Genomic DNA, 19,255 nt, shown 5'->3' on the forward strand with positions numbered 1-19,255 from the left:
GTATACGGGTTAACGACCTTGTGTTACGCCTTGTTTATCAGCCGGTTTATCACTTTGTTAGTAATCCTATTTACGGCAGTAACATGTGCCAGCGGCATGGGCTGGTGGTCGAAAGTGAAAGCGATAGAGTTGCGAATTATTCTGTTGGGTGTCGGATGCGTGTCACACTTAGCTGATAGTCTTGATCTGACTTGTGGTACCTTGTAGTAATAGTGTTAATACTAATACTGTTGTTATCAAGAATAGTGTTACAAAGAGCACCATTTTCTAGGGCGTATTGACCTAGAGTGCTTTGACAAAAATACCCTCGACAGAAAAGGAAACAAAAATGAAAAAGTTAGCCCAACTAGTGTTAGCCACCACGCTTGGCATGTCCGCCTGTTATGTCTCTGCAGATGCCATTTCAGACGCCGTAAAAAGTGAGCTTCGTACCTCAGAAGCTAAAGCCAGAGATGAATACCGCAAACCGCAACAAACTCTTCGCTTTTTTGGCCTGAAACCGGAAACGACGGTAGTCGAAATTTCTCCAGGTGGCGGTTGGTATACTGACATTTTGTATCCCGTTGTAAAAGACAGCGGTAAATATGTTGCTGCACATTTCTACGTTGATGAATCGACCAGCGATTATTACAAAAAAGCCCTAGCCGCTTTTAAAGAAAAAACCCAAGCCGGTGGAAAGTATGAGGGTGCTGCGGTTACAGCATTCCATCCAACTAAAGCCCTTGATATTATTGAAGCTGGAAGTGCTGACATGGTGCTTACCTTCCGTAACGTACACAACTGGTACATGCGAGAAGGTGATACGGGTATCGACAATGCATTTGGTGCCTTCTTTAAAGCACTGAAGCCCGGCGGAGTACTTGGTGTGGTAGAACATGAATTACCAGAAAGCGCTGACGATTCAGTGATGACGTCTAGTGGCTATATGAAGCGCTCATATGTTGTGGCGGCCGCTGAAAAAGCGGGGTTCATGCTTGAAGCAAGTAGCGAAATTAATGCTAACGCTTTGGATAATGCCGATCACCCTAAAGGGGTATGGACGCTGCCTCCAAGTTTGGCGCTAAAAGATCAAGATAGCGATAAATACCTTGCCATCGGTGAGAGTAATCGCATGACACTTAAATTTAAAAAGCCTAATTAATAAAACCTGAAGTTAAAACGGAATAGTGAATGAACGTACTCGTAATTGGCGGCGGTGGTCGCGAACATGCGCTCGCTTTTAAAGCAGCTCAGTCTTCTGAAGTTTCAACAGTGTTTGTCGCCCCTGGTAACGCAGGCACAGCAACAGAGCCTAAGCTTGAGAATGTACCTATTGATGTGAATGACATCGCAGGTTTAGTCTCTTTTGCGAAGGGTAATGATATTGAACTTACCATTGTTGGCCCAGAAGCGCCGCTCGTTGCAGGTGTTGTTGATACATTTACTAACGAAGGGCTAATGATTTTTGGTCCTACAAAGGCGGCCGCGCAACTTGAAGGGTCTAAGGCATTTACTAAAGACTTTTTAGCGCGCCACCACATTCCCACTGCCGAATATCAGAACTTTACTGATATTGAGCCTGCTATCGACTACGTTCGCGAAAAAGGCGCTCCCATTGTTGTTAAAGCCGATGGCCTAGCGGCAGGTAAAGGCGTGATTGTTGCGATGACCTTGGATGAGGCAGAAGCCGCTATTCGCGATATGTTAGCGGGTAATGCATTTGGCGACGCAGGCAGCAGAGTGGTCATTGAAGAATTTTTAGATGGCGAAGAAGCGTCGTTTATTGTCATGGTAGATGGCAAAAACGTACTGCCGTTTGCCACTAGCCAAGACCACAAGCGAGCGGCTGATGGCGATAAAGGGCCAAATACAGGCGGAATGGGTGCATACTCTCCAGCGCCGGTAGTTACCCAAGCTATTCACGACCGTGTTATGAAAGAAGTGATCATGCCTACGGTTGAAGGCATGGCTGCAGAAGGTAACGACTATGTGGGTTTCCTTTATGCTGGCCTTATGATCATGGCTGACGGTACGCCTAAGGTTATCGAGTACAACTGTCGCTTTGGCGATCCAGAAACTCAGCCTATTATGCTTCGTTTACAGTCTGACCTTGTTCCACTGTGTATTGCAGCCTGCAAGGGCGAACTTGATGGACAAACCATCGACTTCGACTCTCGTGCATCAGTAGGTGTTGTGCTGGCAGCTGGCGGCTACCCTGGTAGCTATGACAAGGGCGATGAAATAACCGGTTTTGAAGAAGCAGCTAAATTAGAAGGTAAGGTGTTTCATGCTGGTACGGCGCTTAGCGACGGCAAAGTCGTTACCGCTGGCGGACGTGTACTGTGTGCCACAGCGCTTGGAAATAGCGTAACTGAAGCACAACAAAAGGCATACGACCTACTTAATACTATACAATTTAAAGGCGTTTACTACCGCACCGATATTGCTCACCGAGCCATAGCGAGAGAGGCGAAAGCCTAGCTTTAACGTCGAGTTTAGGGCGTTTAATGAAGCAAAACTTTCTTAAACTCTATATTCAGTAAACAAAAGCGAATTAGTGCTGACTAATTCGCTTTTTCTTTATGAGTTTCAATCATCTGGTGTCCTGCGGTAACACGCCGCGATTACGAATATTTTAAGTCTCGCTGAGGGGTAATTATCTATGCGAACGGGTATTAAGTTGCTACATTAATGATGTAGCATTCACTAAGTTAACTGATAATGACATTGCAACAAGCCTGCTATCACATACTTGCGCCCGCCTCTGAAGTCACTCATTTTAAAAGGGCGAGCCGTTTTTTTGATGTCTGCTTAGTTATTATCATTACAGTTAACATTGCTGCAATGATGCTCGAAACAGTTCCTGATGTATCCCAAGCCTGGTTAGTTAAACTTCACACTATTGAACTTATTTCGGTGGTTTTATTCGCCATAGAGTACGTATTGCGTGTTTACAGCAGTGCATCTGACCCAAACATAAGTAGCAAGGATTCTGCAACGGCAGTCTCTTCTAAAGCTATATCCCCTTGGCAAAAGCGCTGGCATTATATTAAAAGCCCTATGGCTATTATAGACTTAATGGCCATACTGCCGTTTTTCCTGAGTATGTTCTTGGTGTTCGATTTGCGTATTTTACGTATTTTCAGAGTGCTACGAATTTTAAAAATAGGGCGCTACTCTCGCTCTATCCAAACCCTCGTCGATGTGGTGCGCAGCGAGGCCCATTCTCTTTTCGCCGCACTGAGTGTATTAATGCTGTTTACGGTGATTGCCGCCACCTGTATTTATTACATCGAACACCATGCCCAGCCCGAGGTGTTTAGCAGCATTCCTGCCTCGCTGTGGTGGGCAGTAGTGACTTTAACCACAGTGGGCTATGGAGATGCGGTACCCATCACGTCACTCGGTAAACTCTTTGGCGGCTTTATTACCATAATGGGAATTTGCTTTTATGCATTACCGGCGGGAATTTTATCTTCAAGCTACACAGGAAAAATGCAGCTTAAACGAGACCGATTTAAGGATACCGTTCGCACCGCACTAGATGACGGTGTGCTCAGTGAACATGACGCTCATCATATTGAACGGGTACGAAGTTTACTTGATTTAGACGAAGAAGAAGCCCACCTAATCATTCGCTTACTGCAACACCATCACAACGGTAAAGCGAGAGACGAATGAAAGGCACTGAGCTATTAACTAATTGATTGACTCATTCATTAGACAGCAATAAATGGCTTTAGACGCAGTGGCTCATATCTGATTTGACACTTTCATTGGTTGGTTTAGGTACCACCTGAAAGGCATCTTGAGACAAGAAGCGGCCTGTCAAATTTTTGTGTGTCGGTAGTCAACATCGAGTTGTGAGGCAAGTGCAAAGAGACGTTTATCAAATGTCCAGAGTTGGGTTTCTTTTGATAACAAAGTTGACGTCAGCAAGGCAATATCAACATATCCGCAACCTTTACCATAGAGCTTTCGCTTTTCAATAAAGGTTAATATTTCGCTCATGGTTGCAATTGTAGTTGTTTTTAAAAGCGATAAATCTTTTAACGTTTTATCTCTTGGTTGTGGAGGCGTTCCACAGGCTAGTTCAGCTATTATCAAAGGATGACAGCACACCTCATCTGTTTTCAATAAGCCTACTAATGCTTCATTGGAATTTTTAAAATGAGCTACCCACACTGAGCTATCAACCAACACCACGATTCAGTCCCTTCTTCTGGGTATATCTTTCATATCTCGAGTTGCCCCTCCCAAGGTCGCTAGCCGCTTTGCCGCCTGCAACCTCACAAAAGTTTGCATCGCTTCTCTGATGACACTTGCTTTGTCGCTATTCGGCGGGCAAAACTCAGCGGCCTGTTCAAAGAGTTCATCTTCAATACTAATTGTTGTTCTCATACCAATACCTATCAAGCATCATTAATGATGTACGAGTGTATCATAATATGTGTTAAGCGAGTGAAGAGTCTTTTTATCATTTCTTCTTGTTGCTCGTTTCAGACATATCATCAACAACTGCTGCTGGAAATATGTGCTCTATCAACTCTCTGGTAGTGGTAATAGCTTGCTAAAATGTGCAACCAAGCGGAACCGAACAAGCTATTAGCTGGCCCTTGCAGCCTCACGATTGCGTCCAGCGACCGAAAGGATTGCTAGCAGCGTTTTGTTAGGCATTTTCTGATATTTCAAAATAACCTTGTTCATAACTTTTTATCTCTGAATTAACTTGGTAAAGAGTGCTTGGTTCAATTGCTAACTTGATAAATTTTCTCGCTTCTAAAGATGTCTATCAGCTTCTTACGAATAATTTCATAGTAGCACTCGTTCCCGCAGAAAAGCCATATTCTACCTTTTCATAGGGAAGGTAATGAGTCTGTTTTACGTATGACCCGGCCCCCACATAATCACAGGCCCTAAATGACAAGGAACGGACACAAGCAGCGGCACGTGTAAGCGCGTCCAGTCCCTTTATATAGGGCTGCTCTACAAACTGAATACACCTTCTGTCAAGTTTATGCTATTCACCGTCATCGAAGTTAAATCTGTATATTTGTCCAACCCCATCCCAACCTCTAAATTGAGTAGTGCATAGGCAGTAATATAGTGATGTAACTCCAACTCTAAGGCACTAAACTCTTTTCTTCCCTTCGAAAACTCGAAAATGTTCCCAATAAAGCATGAATTTTAGCCGCTAATATCATTGCAGCTCTTACGTTGTTAGCTGATGGAGATACACGGTACTGACCTTTACAGTCCTCACACATACCCGATAAACGTGCGTCAAATACTTGAAGGTTGGATAATATTCTAGCTAGGTAATCGCAGGCGTCCTGATTGGCATTACTAATACATTCTTTGAGTGTCTCACAGGCTTTAACTGGTAACCGAGGGTATGGAATTTCAAAGTCGCTGTCACTAGGCAGCGAAGCTTATTCATAGTCGCCCCATAATTTGTCTAAGGACTGCGATGCTGATTTCAAGTACGCTGCGAGTTCTGAAAGTGCGTCAGGTAGCATGGCTCTAGCAGCTTTAACTGACGCTCTCGAACTTGCTCAGAATGGTACTTAGTAGCCTTGGAAACCAATACACTTGATATTAACGCTAAAACACCAACGTTAAAACTTTGCCACCTGTCCCAAACACTTTGTAGATACACCCAGTCACACCTAACTATCAGAGGGTCTATGAACATCCCATAAATATAGAAAAAGAGAGGCGTGAGGAGAGTATATCTGTTGCTTATCACCTTTCTGAGCAGGCTGGAGAGTGACTCTTTTATGTTGGTTGCCTTTTTGTGTATTGATGTATGAAGTGCAGCGATGATGTGTCCCTTTATTGTCTTCGTACTTTCCACATATGAACTATTCACTAAAGATCTCAAAGAGTAAATACTTGAGAAAACCTTATTTAAATTGCCAAGTTATAAACTTAGGCGTTCATAAAGCAGGTAAGGAAAATAAAAGTGATCTTAAACGCCCAAACATCCTATTGTATAAGATAATTTGTCAATGATGAGATATAGCTTTGAAAGATATCGCATACCCATGGCAGGCCAACGCCACTAATGTATTTCGCTATATCATAGCGGTACAAAGCATCATTTCACTTGCAATTGGTTTCTTTACCGACCAACTAATACTCAGCACTATCATTACTTTGCTCATCGCCAGCTTCCCAATCATAACAAGCTTGAAAGATCCGAGTGGCAAAATTACCCGCTATGCAATGGGTATTGGCGTCCAGTTATTGACCATCTTGCACATTCAGTTGTCTTTCGGAATGACAGAGCTTCACTTTGAGATATTCGTTGTTCTCGCCTTTTTATCATTTTATCGGGACTGGGTGACTATCGCATTGTCGGTTGGTGTAGTCGCCGTACACCATATTGGCTTCTTCATTTTGCAATCACAGGATATGCCCTTCTACGCCTACGAAGACGGAAAGTTAAGCTTCTATATACTGTTGATACATGCTGCATTTGCAGTAGCTGAAGGAGTTGTTCTCATCGCTCTGTCGCGATCCGCGCATGACGAGGCAGTATCAGCGTTTGTCATTGAAGATGCGATAGAAAGGGTCCTGAAGGACGAACGAATTATTGATTTGACTGTAGATGTTCCACACAACAACAATACCAAGATATCTGCATTTGTGGAGTTAATGGGCGCCTTAACGCGATCAATTGAAAAGGCAAAAGACGCTAGCATTGTACTCGATAGGCTTTCGTCAAAAACGAATGAGGAAGCAGAAACCCTAGATGACAGCGTTGATACTAACCTCGATGAAATAAAACAGATTAAGACAACGCTCAGCCAATTCAAGAATTCTACAGACAGCTTAAGCGAACAAGTTGAGGCCTCAAACAGCAGAGCTGGGCATGTCACCATCAAATTGTCGGAGGCAGTAGAGCGCATAAACGATAGCAGTGAAGAAGTCGACGATTTAGCAGATGTGCTTGATGAGCTAAGCGGTGACTTAACCATGCTGGCTGAAAAATGCGGCGAGATCGAATCCGTTATGAATGCAATAAAGGCAATTGCTGATCAAACTAATCTCTTGGCCCTCAATGCGGCTATCGAATCAGCACGGGCAGGCGAGCACGGTCGTGGCTTTTCTGTCGTTGCAGACGAAGTGAGAAACCTGTCACAGAAGACAGCCGCAAATGCGGATTCCATCACGGCACTGTCGAATAAGCTGATATCGGTATCCAACAGTGCGGTAGAGAGAATGAGCTCATGTATCCGCAAAGCAAGCAGGTCAAATAAGCGCACAGAAGAATCAACTAAGCTAATCAATGAAATCAATCAAGCCATACTGGATTTGGCAGATAACATTAACGAAGTATCCAGTGCCACTTTGCAGCAAAAAGCCGCAACAAAAGACATCATTGATTCGACTTCTTCAATAGAGGCAATGTCAATGACACAGCGAGATTCAGTAAAAAATACGAGCAAAAGTATACGTGGTCTTAGAAAATCAATTGCAGCGTTAGCGGCGGATTTATCGCAATTTTTAACGGCTAAATCTGATTGATGACCGCTATGAACGAATTGCAGATGGTTGTGAATTGGGCTTTGACAGGCTGCTCTGCGTTCACAGCCGCCGCATAAATTCTAAAGCGGTCGCAAGGCCCATTGTGTAGTTTTCTGAGTACCAGCCATTACGATGGTGCCGAAATATTTCGAGGAATAGCGAGTTTTAACAGTCTCAAGGTGAGTTTCAAATTTTTGCCCATCGTTACTGGCGTGTGGGACGTCTTCTTGGATGTGATAATGGCGGAAAATAGGGAGTGCCAATACTGCCATCCTAACTCTAAATACTAGGGTGTGAAAATTATCGTAGATGATTTTGTGGTAATTGCGATTGTCCAAGGATTGCAACGACCAGAATAAAGCCGCCTTCCTTGATAAAGTAAGCGGTGTGCTTACCAATCGGGAAATAAAATCCATTTTCATATAAATCGTTGCAGCTTCTGCCTACTGAAGGGTTGTCAGCGAGCATCTGAAATCCAGTGAGAAGCGTGTCTTTGTATGCGTTCCACTGCCTCTCGGAAAAGTTTGTAACGGTATAATGTTTGATTTTGTGTAAATGAGTCTGTGCTATTTGGCTGAGTTGATATTTACTGCTGTGCATACTTTATTTACAACGCGTTTAGGAAGTTTTCACCGTCAACCACATTGCCTTGGGCTAAGTCTGCTTTTGCGGATTCAAAGCAATGTTTGATGTAATCGGCTTTCATAGCTTCAAGTTCTTCATAGTCTCTAATCGACATCACAACAACGGCATCTTTGTTGTTTTTACTAATTTTGACCGGCTCACGTTGAGCGTTCAGCAGCAGCTCACCGAAATTACGTTTGGCATCATTTGCTGTTAATGTGTGCATGGTTAACCTCCAAGTTTGGCAGTGAAATAACATTGTAGCCTATCGCACAGAATGTGCAATATAATTAAATCGTGCGATTAATGAGGAAGATAAAATACAAAGTATTTAAGGCAAATTCGCAACAAAGCTGCCAATTGGTTTTTATAAATCTTTCAATGAGAGAGTAGGCATGCCTGTGAATCAATATGATCCTGAACATCGCACATTATGATTATCAGTGAAGATGACATACATCACATTGAACGCGTACGATGTTTATTTGATTCAGACGAAGAAGAAGCCCACCTTATCATTCGCTTACTGCAACACCATCACAACGGTAAGCACTACCGCACCTAACAGCAGTAATGTGTCGTAAATCGACAGTGTGCTTAGTTGCGTTAATCGCGTTAAAATGTCAAAGTGCTATCCCGTAGTACCCTTGATTCTTCATCCACATCAGCTTATAACTAGGCACTGTCATTTCCAACAAGAAGTCCTATGTCTGTCAAACACCCTATTATTGCTATAACAGGTTCATCAGGTGCGGGTACAACCACAACCACGAACGCCATACGTCACATTTTTAGAAACCTCAATGTGAATGCGGCCGTGGTGGGTGGTGACAGCTTTCATCGCTTCACACGGCCTGAAATGGAAGTAGAAATTCGCAAGGCACAGGAACAAGGTCGGCACATTAGCTACTTTGGCCCCAAAGCGAATGACTTTGAACTGTTGGAATCTGTGTTCAGAGAATATGGCAGTTCGGGCACCGGACAATTCAGACAATACCTGCACACCTTTGATGAAGCGGTTCCGTTTAATCAAATGCCCGGCACCTTTACCCCCTGGCAAGACTTACCGAAAAATACCGATTTGCTGTTTTACGAAGGGCTTCACGGCGGTGTAAAAACCGATGAAAACGATGTAGCAAAGCACGTGGATTTACTCGTAGGCATGGTGCCTATTGTAAATTTAGAGTGGATCCAAAAAATCGTTCGCGACACCACAGACAGAGGCCATTCTCGAGAAGCGGTAATGAGCAGCATTGTGCGTGGGTTAGACGATTACTTTCACTATATTACCCCTCAATTTTCCCGTACCCATGTTAATTTCCAGCGAGTGCCTACGGTAGATACATCAAACCCATTTAGCGCCCGTGAAATACCCACCCAAGACGAAAGTTTTGTCGTGGTGCGGTTTCGCCGTGAAATGAAAAATGTGGATTATCCTTACCTTCTTAAGATGATTGACGGCGCGTTTATGTCCCGTATCAACACTCTGGTGGTACCTGGCGGAAAAATGGGATTAGCCATGGAGCTTATTTTATCTCCGCTGCTTGAGGACATTTTAAATAAAAAGCGCCGCGCAGGGCACCAAATGGATTGGTTGAATTCAGACGAAGAGTAAAAAGCCCCGTCTATATCCATTTCCTATAACAATATATTAACAACAACTAGTCGCAATACTCACTCATTTACGCCATGGTGGTGGTATAAGATTTTATTAAGGATATCACCATGGCCCTGTCTACGTCGTCATTTGCACAAGAATCAAGTTCCCCCGTTACTTCAACCCAAATATGGTTAAACCAAAATAACCTTAATGAAACCAAAGTGGTGGATGTGCAGCTTGATAGCGAGCATCTCAGCGAAGGCGAGCTCATTCTAGAAACCGACAGCTTTGGCTTTTCGGCGAATAACATCACCTACGCTGCGCTGGGGTTTAAAATGGGCTACTGGGGGTTCTTTCCCGCTGAAGAAGGTTACGGCATCGTTCCCGTGTGGGGTTTTGCTACGGTAAAAGTGTCTCGCCACCCAGATATTCAAAAGGGTGAAAAGGTATTTGGCTATTTGCCAATGGCCAGTCACTGGGTAATTAAAGCAGGCAAAGTAGCAGCTCATGGCTTCTCTGATCTTCATGAGAACCGCAAAAGTATTAGCCCGGTTTACGACCAATACCTTCGCTGTAGCGCCGACCCTGGTTACGATGCTAATCGTGAAGCGTGGCAGCTTAACTTTCGCCCTCTGTATATGACCTCTTTTGTATTGGACGATTACGTGGCAGAGCTTTCAAAGGGCGAGTCGTTATTACTTTCAAGTGCATCAAGCAAAACAGCACTGGGTACCGCACAGCTATTAAAAGACCAAAAAACACAAAGAGGTGCAAGCTACAAAGTGATAGGGCTTACTTCACCAGCGAATGTAAACATGGTGAAAGCCACCGGCTGCTATGACGATGTTATAAGCTACAGCGAGCTAGATAAGCTGGATAAAAATGACACCTTCTGGTTGCTAGATTTTGCTGCCAACGGCACCTTGATTAACAATATTACTCAGGCTATAGGCGATAAGTTGAGTAAGGTATCGCTTATTGGCGCTACCGACTGGGAAGCCCAAGAAAAGCCTAATCCAAAACTACTAGATGCTGAGATATTTTTTGCTCCCTCGCGTGTAAAACTGCGCCAAAAAGAGTGGGGACACGACGTCTTTTTGAAAAAATATGCTACAGCATGGCAAGGCTTTGCCAGCAAAGTGGACAACACCTTTTTTGAGCAGAGCCATAAAGGAACAGATGACATTATTGCGCTTTATAAAGAGACACTTAGCGGCAACGCCGATACTAAAGCGTTGAACGTAGTCTCGTTTAAATAGCGTAAGTTCTTTGCTAGATATCTACCTTTAAGGCAGCAACCTGTCGTTTGCTGCTTTTTTTGCTACATTATTAGATGTCTGACATAGAGCCTTATTTGCTAAGGCATACCGACTGAATTTTGCACAACAGCGATCAGCACGCCCCTCATAGACACTATTTGTAACAAACCTCCCCTTCATTTTACATTTTCTCGCTTTTGTATTTCTCGCCATGTGGTTATAGTGAATAACACGTATTTTCAAGGGTATGGTTATGGGTCAGGAAACCTCAAAAATTCTCGTTGTTGATGATGACATGCGTCTTCGCAGTCTGCTTGAGCGCTATTTGTTAGAGCAAGGGTATCAGGTTAGAAGCGCCGCTAATGCAGAGCAGATGGACAGACTATTAGAACGGGAAAATTTTCACCTTATGGTGCTAGATTTGATGTTGCCTGGCGAAGACGGACTTTCAATTTGTCGCCGCTTACGCCAAACCGGAAATGACATGCCTATTATTATGTTAACCGCGAAAGGTGACGAAGTAGATCGCATTATAGGCCTTGAAATGGGTGCTGATGACTATCTTCCAAAGCCGTTTAATCCTAGAGAGTTGCTGGCGCGAGCTAAAGCGGTTTTACGCAGGCGCAGTAGTGAAGCACCGGGTGCACCTTCAAAAGAAGTTCAAATAATTGAATTTGGTAATTACACGCTTAATTTAGCCACACGAGAAATGACAGCAGGTAATACGCCGCTAACCCTGACCAGCGGCGAATTCGCAGTACTTAAATCGTTAGTGACTCACCCAAGAGAGCCGCTGTCTCGTGACAAACTTATGAACCTAGCCCGCGGTCGCGACTACAGCGCATTAGAGCGCAGCATTGATGTACAGGTGTCTCGCTTACGCAGAATGTTAGAAGAAGACCCAGCAAACCCGAGATATATTCAAACTGTATGGGGTCTCGGTTATGTCTTTGTGCCCGATGGCGAACAAGTATAAGCCATGGCGCCTCAGCAGCAACTATCTGCGCAGATGAATCTCACGTGCGCCTAACCCCTAAAAGTGCCTTCGGACAAACCGTTATGCTGATAGGCGTATTGCTGCTTATCAACCAAATTGTGTCGTATATTTCCGTTACTTACTATTTTATTCAGCCTAGTTATCAACAAATCAACAGCTTGCTCGCCACGCAGGTAAAATCAGTATTGGCCAACGACTTACTCGTAAGTAATCAGGAAAGTCGAACGGCCTATTTCAATGAAACACAGGTTCGCATACTTGATGAAAGTGTGGCGCGACAAAACGGATTGGAAACGGCGGTGTATTACGGCTTCATGTCCTCTCAAGTCAGCGAAAACATTAATCAGCTTGCCGATGTTCGCATTAGTACCGAATCCCAAGTTTATGATGAGAATGCGCCTTATACCGTATGGATCTCACTCAATCGCTACCCCGACACATGGATATCCATTCCAATTTCTGGGCTCAACGAAGCGAATATCTCACCGCTCACTATGTATCTCATGGTAATTGGCATTCTCAGCGTCGCTGGAGGCTGGCTGTTTGTAAGACGCATGACTAGGCCATTATCAGCATTACAAAAAGCAGCGATTGCGGTAGGCAAAGGGGAGCACCCCGTTCCGCTTCGCGAGCAGGGCAGCACTGAAATGATCCAGGTAACGCGGGCATTTAACCGCATGAATCAAGGCATAAAGCAGCTCGAAACCGACCGAAACGTAATGACAGCCGGTATATCTCACGACTTACGAACGCCATTAACCCGCATTCGCTTGGCCTCAGAAATGCTGCCAGAAGATCAAGACTGGATAAAAGACGGGATAGTGAATGATATAGAGGATATGAATGCCATTATCGACCAGTTTATCGACTACGCCCGCTACGACGCAGAAGAGGTTACGCAAGAAACCGACTTAAATTCCATTATCGCAGACTTAGTGCAGGCTAGGCATTTAGACGATAAGCACCATATAGAGTTAAAGCTCAATCCCATTCCAGCACTTCCTCTTCGGCGTATTGCCATGAAGCGGGTGATAGATAACCTCATTGAAAACGCGTTTAAATATGGCTCTGATGATATTGCTATAAGCAGCTTTTATAATCGACACGACAAACGTGTGTACTGCAAAGTGCGTGATTTCGGCCCTGGCATTCCTCAAAGCGAACTAGACAATGTGTTTATGGCGTTTGCTCAAGGTGATAAGGCACGAAACTCCTCTGGTTCCGGCCTAGGACTTGCTATAATTCGTCGTATTGTCGAAGCGCATAATGGCGAAGTGAGTTTGCGTAATCACCCACAGCAAGGCTTAGTGGCTGAATTCTCGCTGCCTTACTCTTCAGTAAAAAGTTAAACCCACGGCAAAGCGTTGCTACTTCCGCTGCTTTAACATTCTGCTGTACCCATAGGATGCTACCCACAGCACGCCACCTGCTATTGGAATAACCCAGAACGCCGTGGTTAATGGTGCAAAATTGGCCCATAGACCGGCAGAGAATGATGCCACCTGCACACCAATAGCATTTGCAATTAAAGCAATACCAGAGACAACCGGGCCATTGTCGCTATCAATATTCATTGCAGCAGACAGCATTAACGGAAATAATCCGCCTAGCCCTAAACCAAGTAATAAATTACCTGCACCTATCCCATAAAATGACGGCATTATTTTTAGTACGAGTACACCAACGAGCGAGGCTGTGGCCATCATTATTATGAGTCGGTGCACTGACACGAAGCGCAGTAAAAATGGAAACAAGAGGCGGCTTATTACCATTCCTGCGGTAAAGCAAGCCAATAGATTTCGCGACTGTTCGCCGGTAAAACCGATGCCTTTTTGCGCATAGCTTACAAACCAATTTGCATTGCCAAACTCGACAGCACCGTATCCGAAGGCCAAAAGCGCCATAAACATAAACACGGGTTGCTTAATAATGATGCCGAAAGTCAGGGTTTTCTTCACGGTTTTTTCTGCATTAGCGCTTATTTTTGCTTGTGAGCGGGCAGTGATATAGATGTAGCATGACAGGATAGCCATTACCCCTGCCAGCACTTGAATGGGCAAACGCCAGTTGTGATCCACAAGGTACAACAGGGTAACAAAAAAGGACGCAGCTAACGTACCAAGGCTAAACATAAAGTCCATAAGCCCCATCATGGTAAAGCGCTTTTCAGCGTACATTCTGGCAATAAGCGTATGTCCGATGGTCAAAATACTAGAGCTCACTACACCAATAAGTATTGCCAACACAAGAAACCACTGCCACGAGGATAACAGGGAGACCAAAACAAGCAGCAGAGTATTCATACTGAACAGACTAGCCAATAAGGGCATGTATTCAAACCTACTGGCATACTTTCCGCCTAACATAGCTCCAAACATCATACCAACGGAGAACAGCGAAAATAACGCGCCGCTCACTAATTCAGTCATGTTTAGGTTTTCGGCAATGTTCGGAAGCAAAATTCCCCAAAGCAGAAACAATTTACCAATTAAAAAGAAGCCAGAAAAAATAATGATGGTGGCAGGTGCGCGGCTCATTCGTGCTCCAATGTATGTGGAACGGCTCAAGAACGCATTATTTGGCCTTCATAATGTGAGGCTAGTGTATGAAAGCCAATGTATGAAGACCAAATGTATGTATACAAGTGTAGAGCCGTGCTCACGTAAACGTGTATGCGTAAAAGCGTGAAAACGGCACGCTAGATTACATGATTTTAATCTCTACAGACTGCTGATAATCGCAGGAAATTGCAAGTGAAAGCGTTTTCCCTTTTGCATCCCATGTGAAATCACTCGACGTGCCGTCTACCTGTACTTGCTTAGGACGAGTATATTGACCGTGCACCACCATAGTAAGCTTACGTCGCTGAGGCATCCCCACATAGCTTCCAGCACTATCGATATGTAAGCTAAGCTGCTCAGCATGCTCGGCCGTAAATGTCATTGCTGTATACAAACCGGCTTTTACGGAATCTGGGCTTACTCCGTCATCTTCATATAGGGTGTAGGAAGCGTGAGAAACCGAGTTGTCGGCCCAGTAATGCACGGTAAGCACAGCAGGGTTGTAGTCTTCGGTGCGCGCTAGCTCATCTGACATGGGCATAAAACTACCTGCCTTCACCCATACCGGAAAAGTGTTGTCTTGCAACGGATATTGCACAACGTTGCCACCTTCAAAACGGGTATCGGAAAAGAAGTCAAACCACACACCTTCAGGTAGCGCAACATCCCAGCTAGATTGGTTAGGCTCAGTAACAACAGACACTAACAATGCATCGCCCCACAGGTAACTTTGGGCATTCTCAAACCACGTTTTCTGGTTGTAATCAAAGGCAAGTGGGCGCATCAAGGGCGTGCCGTGTAAGGCATTTTCGAAGGCCAACGAATAGTTATAGGGAAGCATGGCGTAGCGCAATTTTATAAATTCACGGGCTATGGATTTAACGGGGTCATCGTGAAATACGGGCTCAGGCGCAATAGCATCTTGGGCGTGAGGGCGAAATACAGGTGAAAACGCGCCAAACTGCAGCCAACGGGTGTAAAGTTCAGGGTCAAACGCTTCGCCTCCGGCAAATCCACCTAAATCAGAGTGGGTATACGCCAAGCCAAATACGCTCATTTGAAGGGCGAGTTCCACTTGGGGCTTAAGGCCTCCCCAACTTCTGCTTACATCTCCAGTCCAGGGCACCATTCCAAAACGCTGACTTCCCAAGAAGCCTGAGCGCATAAGTACAAAAGGGCGAGTATCAGGCTGCAATTCACGCAGGTTGCTATACACCATTTTAGCCCATTGATGTCCGTATCCGTTGTGAAGTACCTGTCCTTTTATCTTTTCCTGTCCTTTTATTTGTTTAGAATGCCACAAATGAATAGCGTCATCGGGATGCACTTCTGGCTCGCCTAAATCCCCCCACCAACCAGCAACACCCTGCGCAGCTAATTTTTTATAATACTGCCAAAACCACTGCTGTCCCTCTTCGCTAAATACATCGACAAGCCCGGTATTACCAAAGTAAAAGTCGAAGGTGTAAGGGCTGCCATCATCTTGTTGCGCTAGCGCGTTGTTAGCGACCGCGCTTTCCCACTGTGAAGAGGAGGTGAGTATAAAAGGCTCGGTGATCAAGACCGTTTTAATGTCTTGCTGCTTTAGGGATGAAATCATCTTTTCAGGGTGTGGAAAGGCCTCTTTATCCCAGTTCAAATTACCCATGTGACCTTTAATATCTTTACCAAACCAGTAGAGATCTAGCACCACTGCGTCTAGAGGAATATCTTGGTCGTTAAATGCTGATACAACGTCGGCCACCTCTTGCTGTGATTTGTAGCCAAAGCGCGATGCGAAATTACCAAACAACCAACGGGGCACAAGGGGCTGCTTGCCAGTAACGGCTACGGTTGAAGTGGCTGTATCTTTTAAACTGTCACCGAGCACCACAATGTAGCTTGCCCGACCGCCCTTTGCAGAAAAGCGCAGCTCGTCAGGATTGGTATTTCCCATATCGAGCTCGCCCGACGCTGAGTTGTCAAACAATATGCTGTAATGCTTCGATGACATCACCGCAGATAAGCCGAAATACATTTGATTGGATGACGTGGTATACCCGTAGTGCGCTTTGTTATAAAGCGGCATAGTATGTCCTCGACGGTCCATACCCAGCACCCGCTGTCCGCCGCCATACAGCATTTCGTTGTCGTCAAGAACAAAGGATAGTGACACATTCTCAGCACTGGCGGTTAAACCGTTTCGCTCAGATACTCGAAGCTCGCCATCATAGAAATAGGATAAGGCGTGACTGTCTTTGTCGATGACCACCGAGCTCTTACCAATACTTAACGACACCTGAGTGCTGGTTTCTTCAAGGATAGGTGAGAATGCGCCCTGATTGGCAAGGGCCATGCTGGGTAGGTTGTCGTATGCCTCGCCATTCTCGTTCGTGAGTAGAGTGACAGCAAAGCTGTTATCTGCCACCGCAGACACCGAAAAATCATAGGTATTGGTGTCAACTATCAAGGTGCTGTCTTTTAACGTAACACCTTCAACGTGGGCAAAAGCAGGCACGCTAGCAAAGGTTGAAACGGTAACAAGAGCAGGGACAAATAGGGTCGACAAGCGAGGTAACATAAGCGCATTTCCTTATAGACTACACGCACTCGCCTCTCGACAACGTCTGCTAATGTAATTACAAAGCGAGTACGAAAGGTAGCGTTATAGCCACAGTAAATTCATAGTGATCATAATACCCAGCCCAATGCGGGAACAAAATAAACATACGTATTCATAATGCTAAAAAAAAGCCCACAACAGAGTATGGGCTTTCAAAGGTAGTTTACAAAAGCTATTGATAAAGCAAGTCCGTATTTAGTTTCCTGGGCCTGCTTTTACGATAGCGTCGTTAACGTCATACTTTTCAAAGTTCTGCTGGAAATCGCTAACAAGATTAGCCGCAAATGCTTCATAGCTAGCCTTATCTGCCCAAGTGTTTTTAGGTACCAATAGGTTGCTGTCTACGCCCGGAACCGCCACAGGTACATCAAGGTTTAACCCTTCAATGTGCTGGGTTTCCACGTTGGCCAATTCACCTGAAACAATGGCGTCGATCACCGCGCGAGTCGTTGGAATATCAAAGCGACTGCCGGTGCCGTAAGGTCCACCTGTCCACCCCGTATTCACTAAATACACTTTTGCGCCAAAGGCTTTTACCCGTTTAATTAAAAGCTCTGCGTAAACGCCTGCGGGACGAGGGAAAAACGGCGCACCAAAGCAAGTAGAAAACGTTGATTCTATATCGCTGGTTGAGCCAATTTCTGTAGAGCCCACTTTTGCTGTGTAACCACTTAAAAAATGATACGCCGCGGCCTCTTCGCTTAACACCGACACTGGCGGTAACACACCACTTACATCACAGGTTAAAAACACCACCGAGCGGGGCTCACCGCCTCTGTTTTCTGCTACGCGCTTTTCAATATGCTCAAGGGGATAAGCGGCACGAGAGTTTTGAGTCAGCGACGTGTCTTTGTAATCAGGTGTACGCGTATCATCAAGCACCACATTTTCTAAAATGGTGCCGAACTTAATCGCGTTCCAAATCACAGGCTCATTCTTTTGAGATAGGTCGATACATTTTGCATAGCAACCGCCTTCAATATTAAATACGCTACCCGGTGCCCAGCCGTGTTCGTCATCGCCAATTAAAAAGCGCTTTGGATCAGCAGACAATGTTGTTTTTCCCGTGCCTGACAGGCCAAAGAAAAGGGTCACATCGCCTTCTTCACCCACGTTTGCAGAGCAGTGCATTGGCAGCACATCTTTAGCAGGCAACAAGAAGTTTTGTACTGAAAACATGGCCTTTTTCATTTCTCCGGCATAACGCATACCCGCTATAAGTACGCGTTTTTTAGCGAAATTAATAATGACCGTGCCGTCGCTGTTAGTGCCATCGCGCTCTGGAACACATTCAAACCCAGGTACATTAAGTATCTGCCAAGGCTGCTCATCTTTCGTGTTCCACTGCTCAGGTCTAATAAACAGGTTACGCGCAAACACATGCTGCCATGCAGTTTGGGTACGCACTTCTAAAGGCAGTGCATGTTCGGGATCTGAACCCACTTGAAGGTGTGACAAAAAGTGCTCTTGAGTCGATAAGTACGCATCAACGCGTTCCCATAAGGCATCAAACTTCTCTGAATCGAAAGGTTTATTCACTTTACCCCAGTCGATGTCATTCTCACTTGATGGTTCTTTTACGATAAATCTATCGTTAGGAGAGCGCCCTGTTCTTTTACCTGTTTCAACAACAAGCGCGCCATTTTTATCTAAGATGCCTTCACCGCGCTCAAGGGCACGCTGAATAAGCTCGGCAGAGGTGAGATTGGTGAACGGTGTTACTTTCAAATCCGTCTGAATTGATTCAGCAGCAGTCATAGTTGTTACCTTTTATGTAATATTACAAATTGCCTTTCAAAAAAGTAACACCATAAAGAACGGCAAGCAAACAAGTATATAGAGAGCAATTATAAATAGAGATAAGACTAAAACAGGCTAAACTTTCAAAAATAATGTAATTTTATTACATGAAAGCGTTTCCCCTCTTGAAAAAGGGCAAATATGCGTCGTGCATTCGTTGTTTATATTCATTTTCGCCAATAAACGATGCTGAAAAAACATGCAAAAATTGATATTTACAACTAAGGGGAATAGGTGGGCAAGAAGTGGGTAAGATCAACACATTGACCAGTGTTTGTTTTTTAATCAATAGTAAATTGC

Annotated in this window: 16 protein-coding genes and 1 pseudogene; 9 read left to right on the forward strand and 8 right to left on the reverse strand. The window is 44.7% G+C overall.

Features of this window, described 5'->3' with window-relative positions:
- The first annotated feature begins 328 nt into the window (after window positions 1-328).
- From ACOJR9_RS18140 to ACOJR9_RS18150, 3 genes are all read left to right on the forward strand, one after another.
- Window positions 329-1,141, forward strand: a complete 813-nt coding sequence (locus ACOJR9_RS18140; protein WP_420934274.1) for a class I SAM-dependent methyltransferase — start codon at window positions 329-331, stop codon at window positions 1,139-1,141.
- Window positions 1,142-1,170: 29 nt separating this feature from the next.
- On the forward strand, window positions 1,171-2,460 hold the full coding sequence (gene purD, locus ACOJR9_RS18145; RefSeq protein ID WP_420934275.1) for a phosphoribosylamine--glycine ligase: 1,290 nt from the start codon (window positions 1,171-1,173) through the stop codon (window positions 2,458-2,460).
- Window positions 2,461-2,700: 240 nt separating this feature from the next.
- On the forward strand, window positions 2,701-3,660 hold the full coding sequence (locus ACOJR9_RS18150) for an ion transporter (RefSeq protein ID WP_420934276.1): 960 nt from the start codon (window positions 2,701-2,703) through the stop codon (window positions 3,658-3,660).
- A gap of 147 nt (window positions 3,661-3,807) precedes the next feature.
- Here ACOJR9_RS18150 and ACOJR9_RS18155 read toward each other — a convergent pair whose 3' ends face one another.
- Window positions 3,808-4,185, reverse strand: coding sequence for a type II toxin-antitoxin system VapC family toxin (locus ACOJR9_RS18155; RefSeq protein ID WP_420934277.1), 378 nt, complete (start codon window positions 4,183-4,185; stop codon window positions 3,808-3,810).
- 3 nt (window positions 4,186-4,188) lie between these two features.
- On the reverse strand, window positions 4,189-4,380 hold the full coding sequence (locus ACOJR9_RS18160; RefSeq protein ID WP_420934278.1) for a type II toxin-antitoxin system VapB family antitoxin: 192 nt from the start codon (window positions 4,378-4,380) through the stop codon (window positions 4,189-4,191).
- A gap of 1,626 nt (window positions 4,381-6,006) precedes the next feature.
- Here ACOJR9_RS18160 and ACOJR9_RS18165 point away from each other — a divergent pair.
- Window positions 6,007-7,512, forward strand: a complete 1,506-nt coding sequence (locus tag ACOJR9_RS18165; protein ID WP_420934279.1) for a methyl-accepting chemotaxis protein — start codon at window positions 6,007-6,009, stop codon at window positions 7,510-7,512.
- 134 nt (window positions 7,513-7,646) lie between these two features.
- Here the strand turns inward: ACOJR9_RS18165 and ACOJR9_RS18170 are convergent.
- From ACOJR9_RS18170 to ACOJR9_RS18180, 3 genes and pseudogenes are all read right to left on the reverse strand, one after another.
- A pseudogene (locus ACOJR9_RS18170) lies at window positions 7,647-7,928 on the reverse strand (Tn3 family transposase); the annotation flags it as partial.
- Window positions 7,813-8,112, reverse strand: coding sequence for a type II toxin-antitoxin system RelE/ParE family toxin (locus ACOJR9_RS18175; RefSeq protein ID WP_420934280.1), 300 nt, complete (start codon window positions 8,110-8,112; stop codon window positions 7,813-7,815). The gene ACOJR9_RS18175 and the pseudogene ACOJR9_RS18170, both read right to left, overlap by 116 nt.
- Before the next feature lie 7 nt (window positions 8,113-8,119).
- Window positions 8,120-8,362: a type II toxin-antitoxin system Phd/YefM family antitoxin gene (locus tag ACOJR9_RS18180; protein ID WP_420934281.1), complete on the reverse strand. Its 243-nt coding sequence runs from the start codon at window positions 8,360-8,362 to the stop codon at window positions 8,120-8,122.
- Between the two features lie 207 nt (window positions 8,363-8,569).
- Between ACOJR9_RS18180 and ACOJR9_RS18185 the strand changes: the two genes are divergently transcribed.
- The 5 genes from ACOJR9_RS18185 (at window position 8,570) to envZ (ending at window position 13,341) form a co-directional block, all read left to right on the forward strand.
- Window positions 8,570-8,701: a hypothetical protein gene (locus ACOJR9_RS18185; RefSeq protein ID WP_420934282.1), complete on the forward strand. Its 132-nt coding sequence runs from the start codon at window positions 8,570-8,572 to the stop codon at window positions 8,699-8,701.
- 141 nt (window positions 8,702-8,842) lie between these two features.
- Entirely contained in the window at window positions 8,843-9,751 is a 909-nt protein-coding gene (locus ACOJR9_RS18190) for a phosphoribulokinase (protein ID WP_420934283.1), read from the forward strand.
- Window positions 9,752-9,861: 110 nt separating this feature from the next.
- Window positions 9,862-10,995 (forward strand): DUF2855 family protein, encoded by a 1,134-nt coding sequence (locus ACOJR9_RS18195; RefSeq protein WP_420934284.1) that lies wholly within the window; start codon window positions 9,862-9,864, stop codon window positions 10,993-10,995.
- A gap of 253 nt (window positions 10,996-11,248) precedes the next feature.
- Complete coding sequence (gene ompR / locus ACOJR9_RS18200) at window positions 11,249-11,971, forward strand: two-component system response regulator OmpR (protein ID WP_420934285.1); 723 nt, start codon at window positions 11,249-11,251, stop codon at window positions 11,969-11,971.
- 44 nt (window positions 11,972-12,015) lie between these two features.
- The gene (envZ, locus tag ACOJR9_RS18205) at window positions 12,016-13,341 is read left to right on the forward strand and encodes a two-component system sensor histidine kinase EnvZ (RefSeq protein ID WP_420934286.1); all 1,326 of its coding nucleotides are present in this window, start codon (window positions 12,016-12,018) and stop codon (window positions 13,339-13,341) included.
- A gap of 18 nt (window positions 13,342-13,359) precedes the next feature.
- Here the strand turns inward: envZ and ACOJR9_RS18210 are convergent, their stop codons facing one another.
- From ACOJR9_RS18210 to ACOJR9_RS18220, 3 genes are all read right to left on the reverse strand, one after another.
- Complete coding sequence (locus tag ACOJR9_RS18210; protein ID WP_420934287.1) at window positions 13,360-14,529, reverse strand: MFS transporter; 1,170 nt, start codon at window positions 14,527-14,529, stop codon at window positions 13,360-13,362.
- A gap of 166 nt (window positions 14,530-14,695) precedes the next feature.
- Window positions 14,696-17,113, reverse strand: coding sequence for a TIM-barrel domain-containing protein (locus tag ACOJR9_RS18215; protein WP_420934288.1), 2,418 nt, complete (start codon window positions 17,111-17,113; stop codon window positions 14,696-14,698).
- 237 nt (window positions 17,114-17,350) lie between these two features.
- The gene (locus ACOJR9_RS18220; RefSeq protein ID WP_420934289.1) at window positions 17,351-18,913 is read right to left on the reverse strand and encodes a phosphoenolpyruvate carboxykinase; all 1,563 of its coding nucleotides are present in this window, start codon (window positions 18,911-18,913) and stop codon (window positions 17,351-17,353) included.
- Window positions 18,914-19,255: the final 342 nt, after the last annotated feature.

This window comes from Alteromonas ulvae, from assembly GCF_048987005.1.
In the GTDB taxonomy this organism is placed as follows: Bacteria; Pseudomonadota; Gammaproteobacteria; order Enterobacterales; family Alteromonadaceae; genus Alteromonas.

Bases quoted from the DNA above. Each gene is read 5' to 3' on its own strand.
- purD (WP_420934275.1), top strand. From the start codon at position 1,171: ATGAACGTACTCGTAATTGGCGGCGGTGGTCGCGAACATGCGCTCGCT.
- ACOJR9_RS18215 (WP_420934288.1), bottom strand. From the start codon at position 17,113: ATGTTACCTCGCTTGTCGACCCTATTTGTCCCTGCTCTTGTTACCGTT.
- ompR (WP_420934285.1), top strand. From the start codon at position 11,249: ATGGGTCAGGAAACCTCAAAAATTCTCGTTGTTGATGATGACATGCGT.
- ACOJR9_RS18210 (WP_420934287.1), bottom strand. From the start codon at position 14,529: ATGAGCCGCGCACCTGCCACCATCATTATTTTTTCTGGCTTCTTTTTA.
- ACOJR9_RS18190 (WP_420934283.1), top strand. From the start codon at position 8,843: ATGTCTGTCAAACACCCTATTATTGCTATAACAGGTTCATCAGGTGCG.
- ACOJR9_RS18185 (WP_420934282.1), top strand. From the start codon at position 8,570: ATGATTATCAGTGAAGATGACATACATCACATTGAACGCGTACGATGT.
- ACOJR9_RS18180 (WP_420934281.1), bottom strand. From the start codon at position 8,362: ATGCACACATTAACAGCAAATGATGCCAAACGTAATTTCGGTGAGCTG.
- ACOJR9_RS18175 (WP_420934280.1), bottom strand. From the start codon at position 8,112: ATGCACAGCAGTAAATATCAACTCAGCCAAATAGCACAGACTCATTTA.
- ACOJR9_RS18150 (WP_420934276.1), top strand. From the start codon at position 2,701: ATGACATTGCAACAAGCCTGCTATCACATACTTGCGCCCGCCTCTGAA.
- ACOJR9_RS18140 (WP_420934274.1), top strand. From the start codon at position 329: ATGAAAAAGTTAGCCCAACTAGTGTTAGCCACCACGCTTGGCATGTCC.
- ACOJR9_RS18195 (WP_420934284.1), top strand. From the start codon at position 9,862: ATGGCCCTGTCTACGTCGTCATTTGCACAAGAATCAAGTTCCCCCGTT.
- ACOJR9_RS18160 (WP_420934278.1), bottom strand. From the start codon at position 4,380: ATGAGAACAACAATTAGTATTGAAGATGAACTCTTTGAACAGGCCGCT.
- ACOJR9_RS18220 (WP_420934289.1), bottom strand. From the start codon at position 18,913: ATGACTGCTGCTGAATCAATTCAGACGGATTTGAAAGTAACACCGTTC.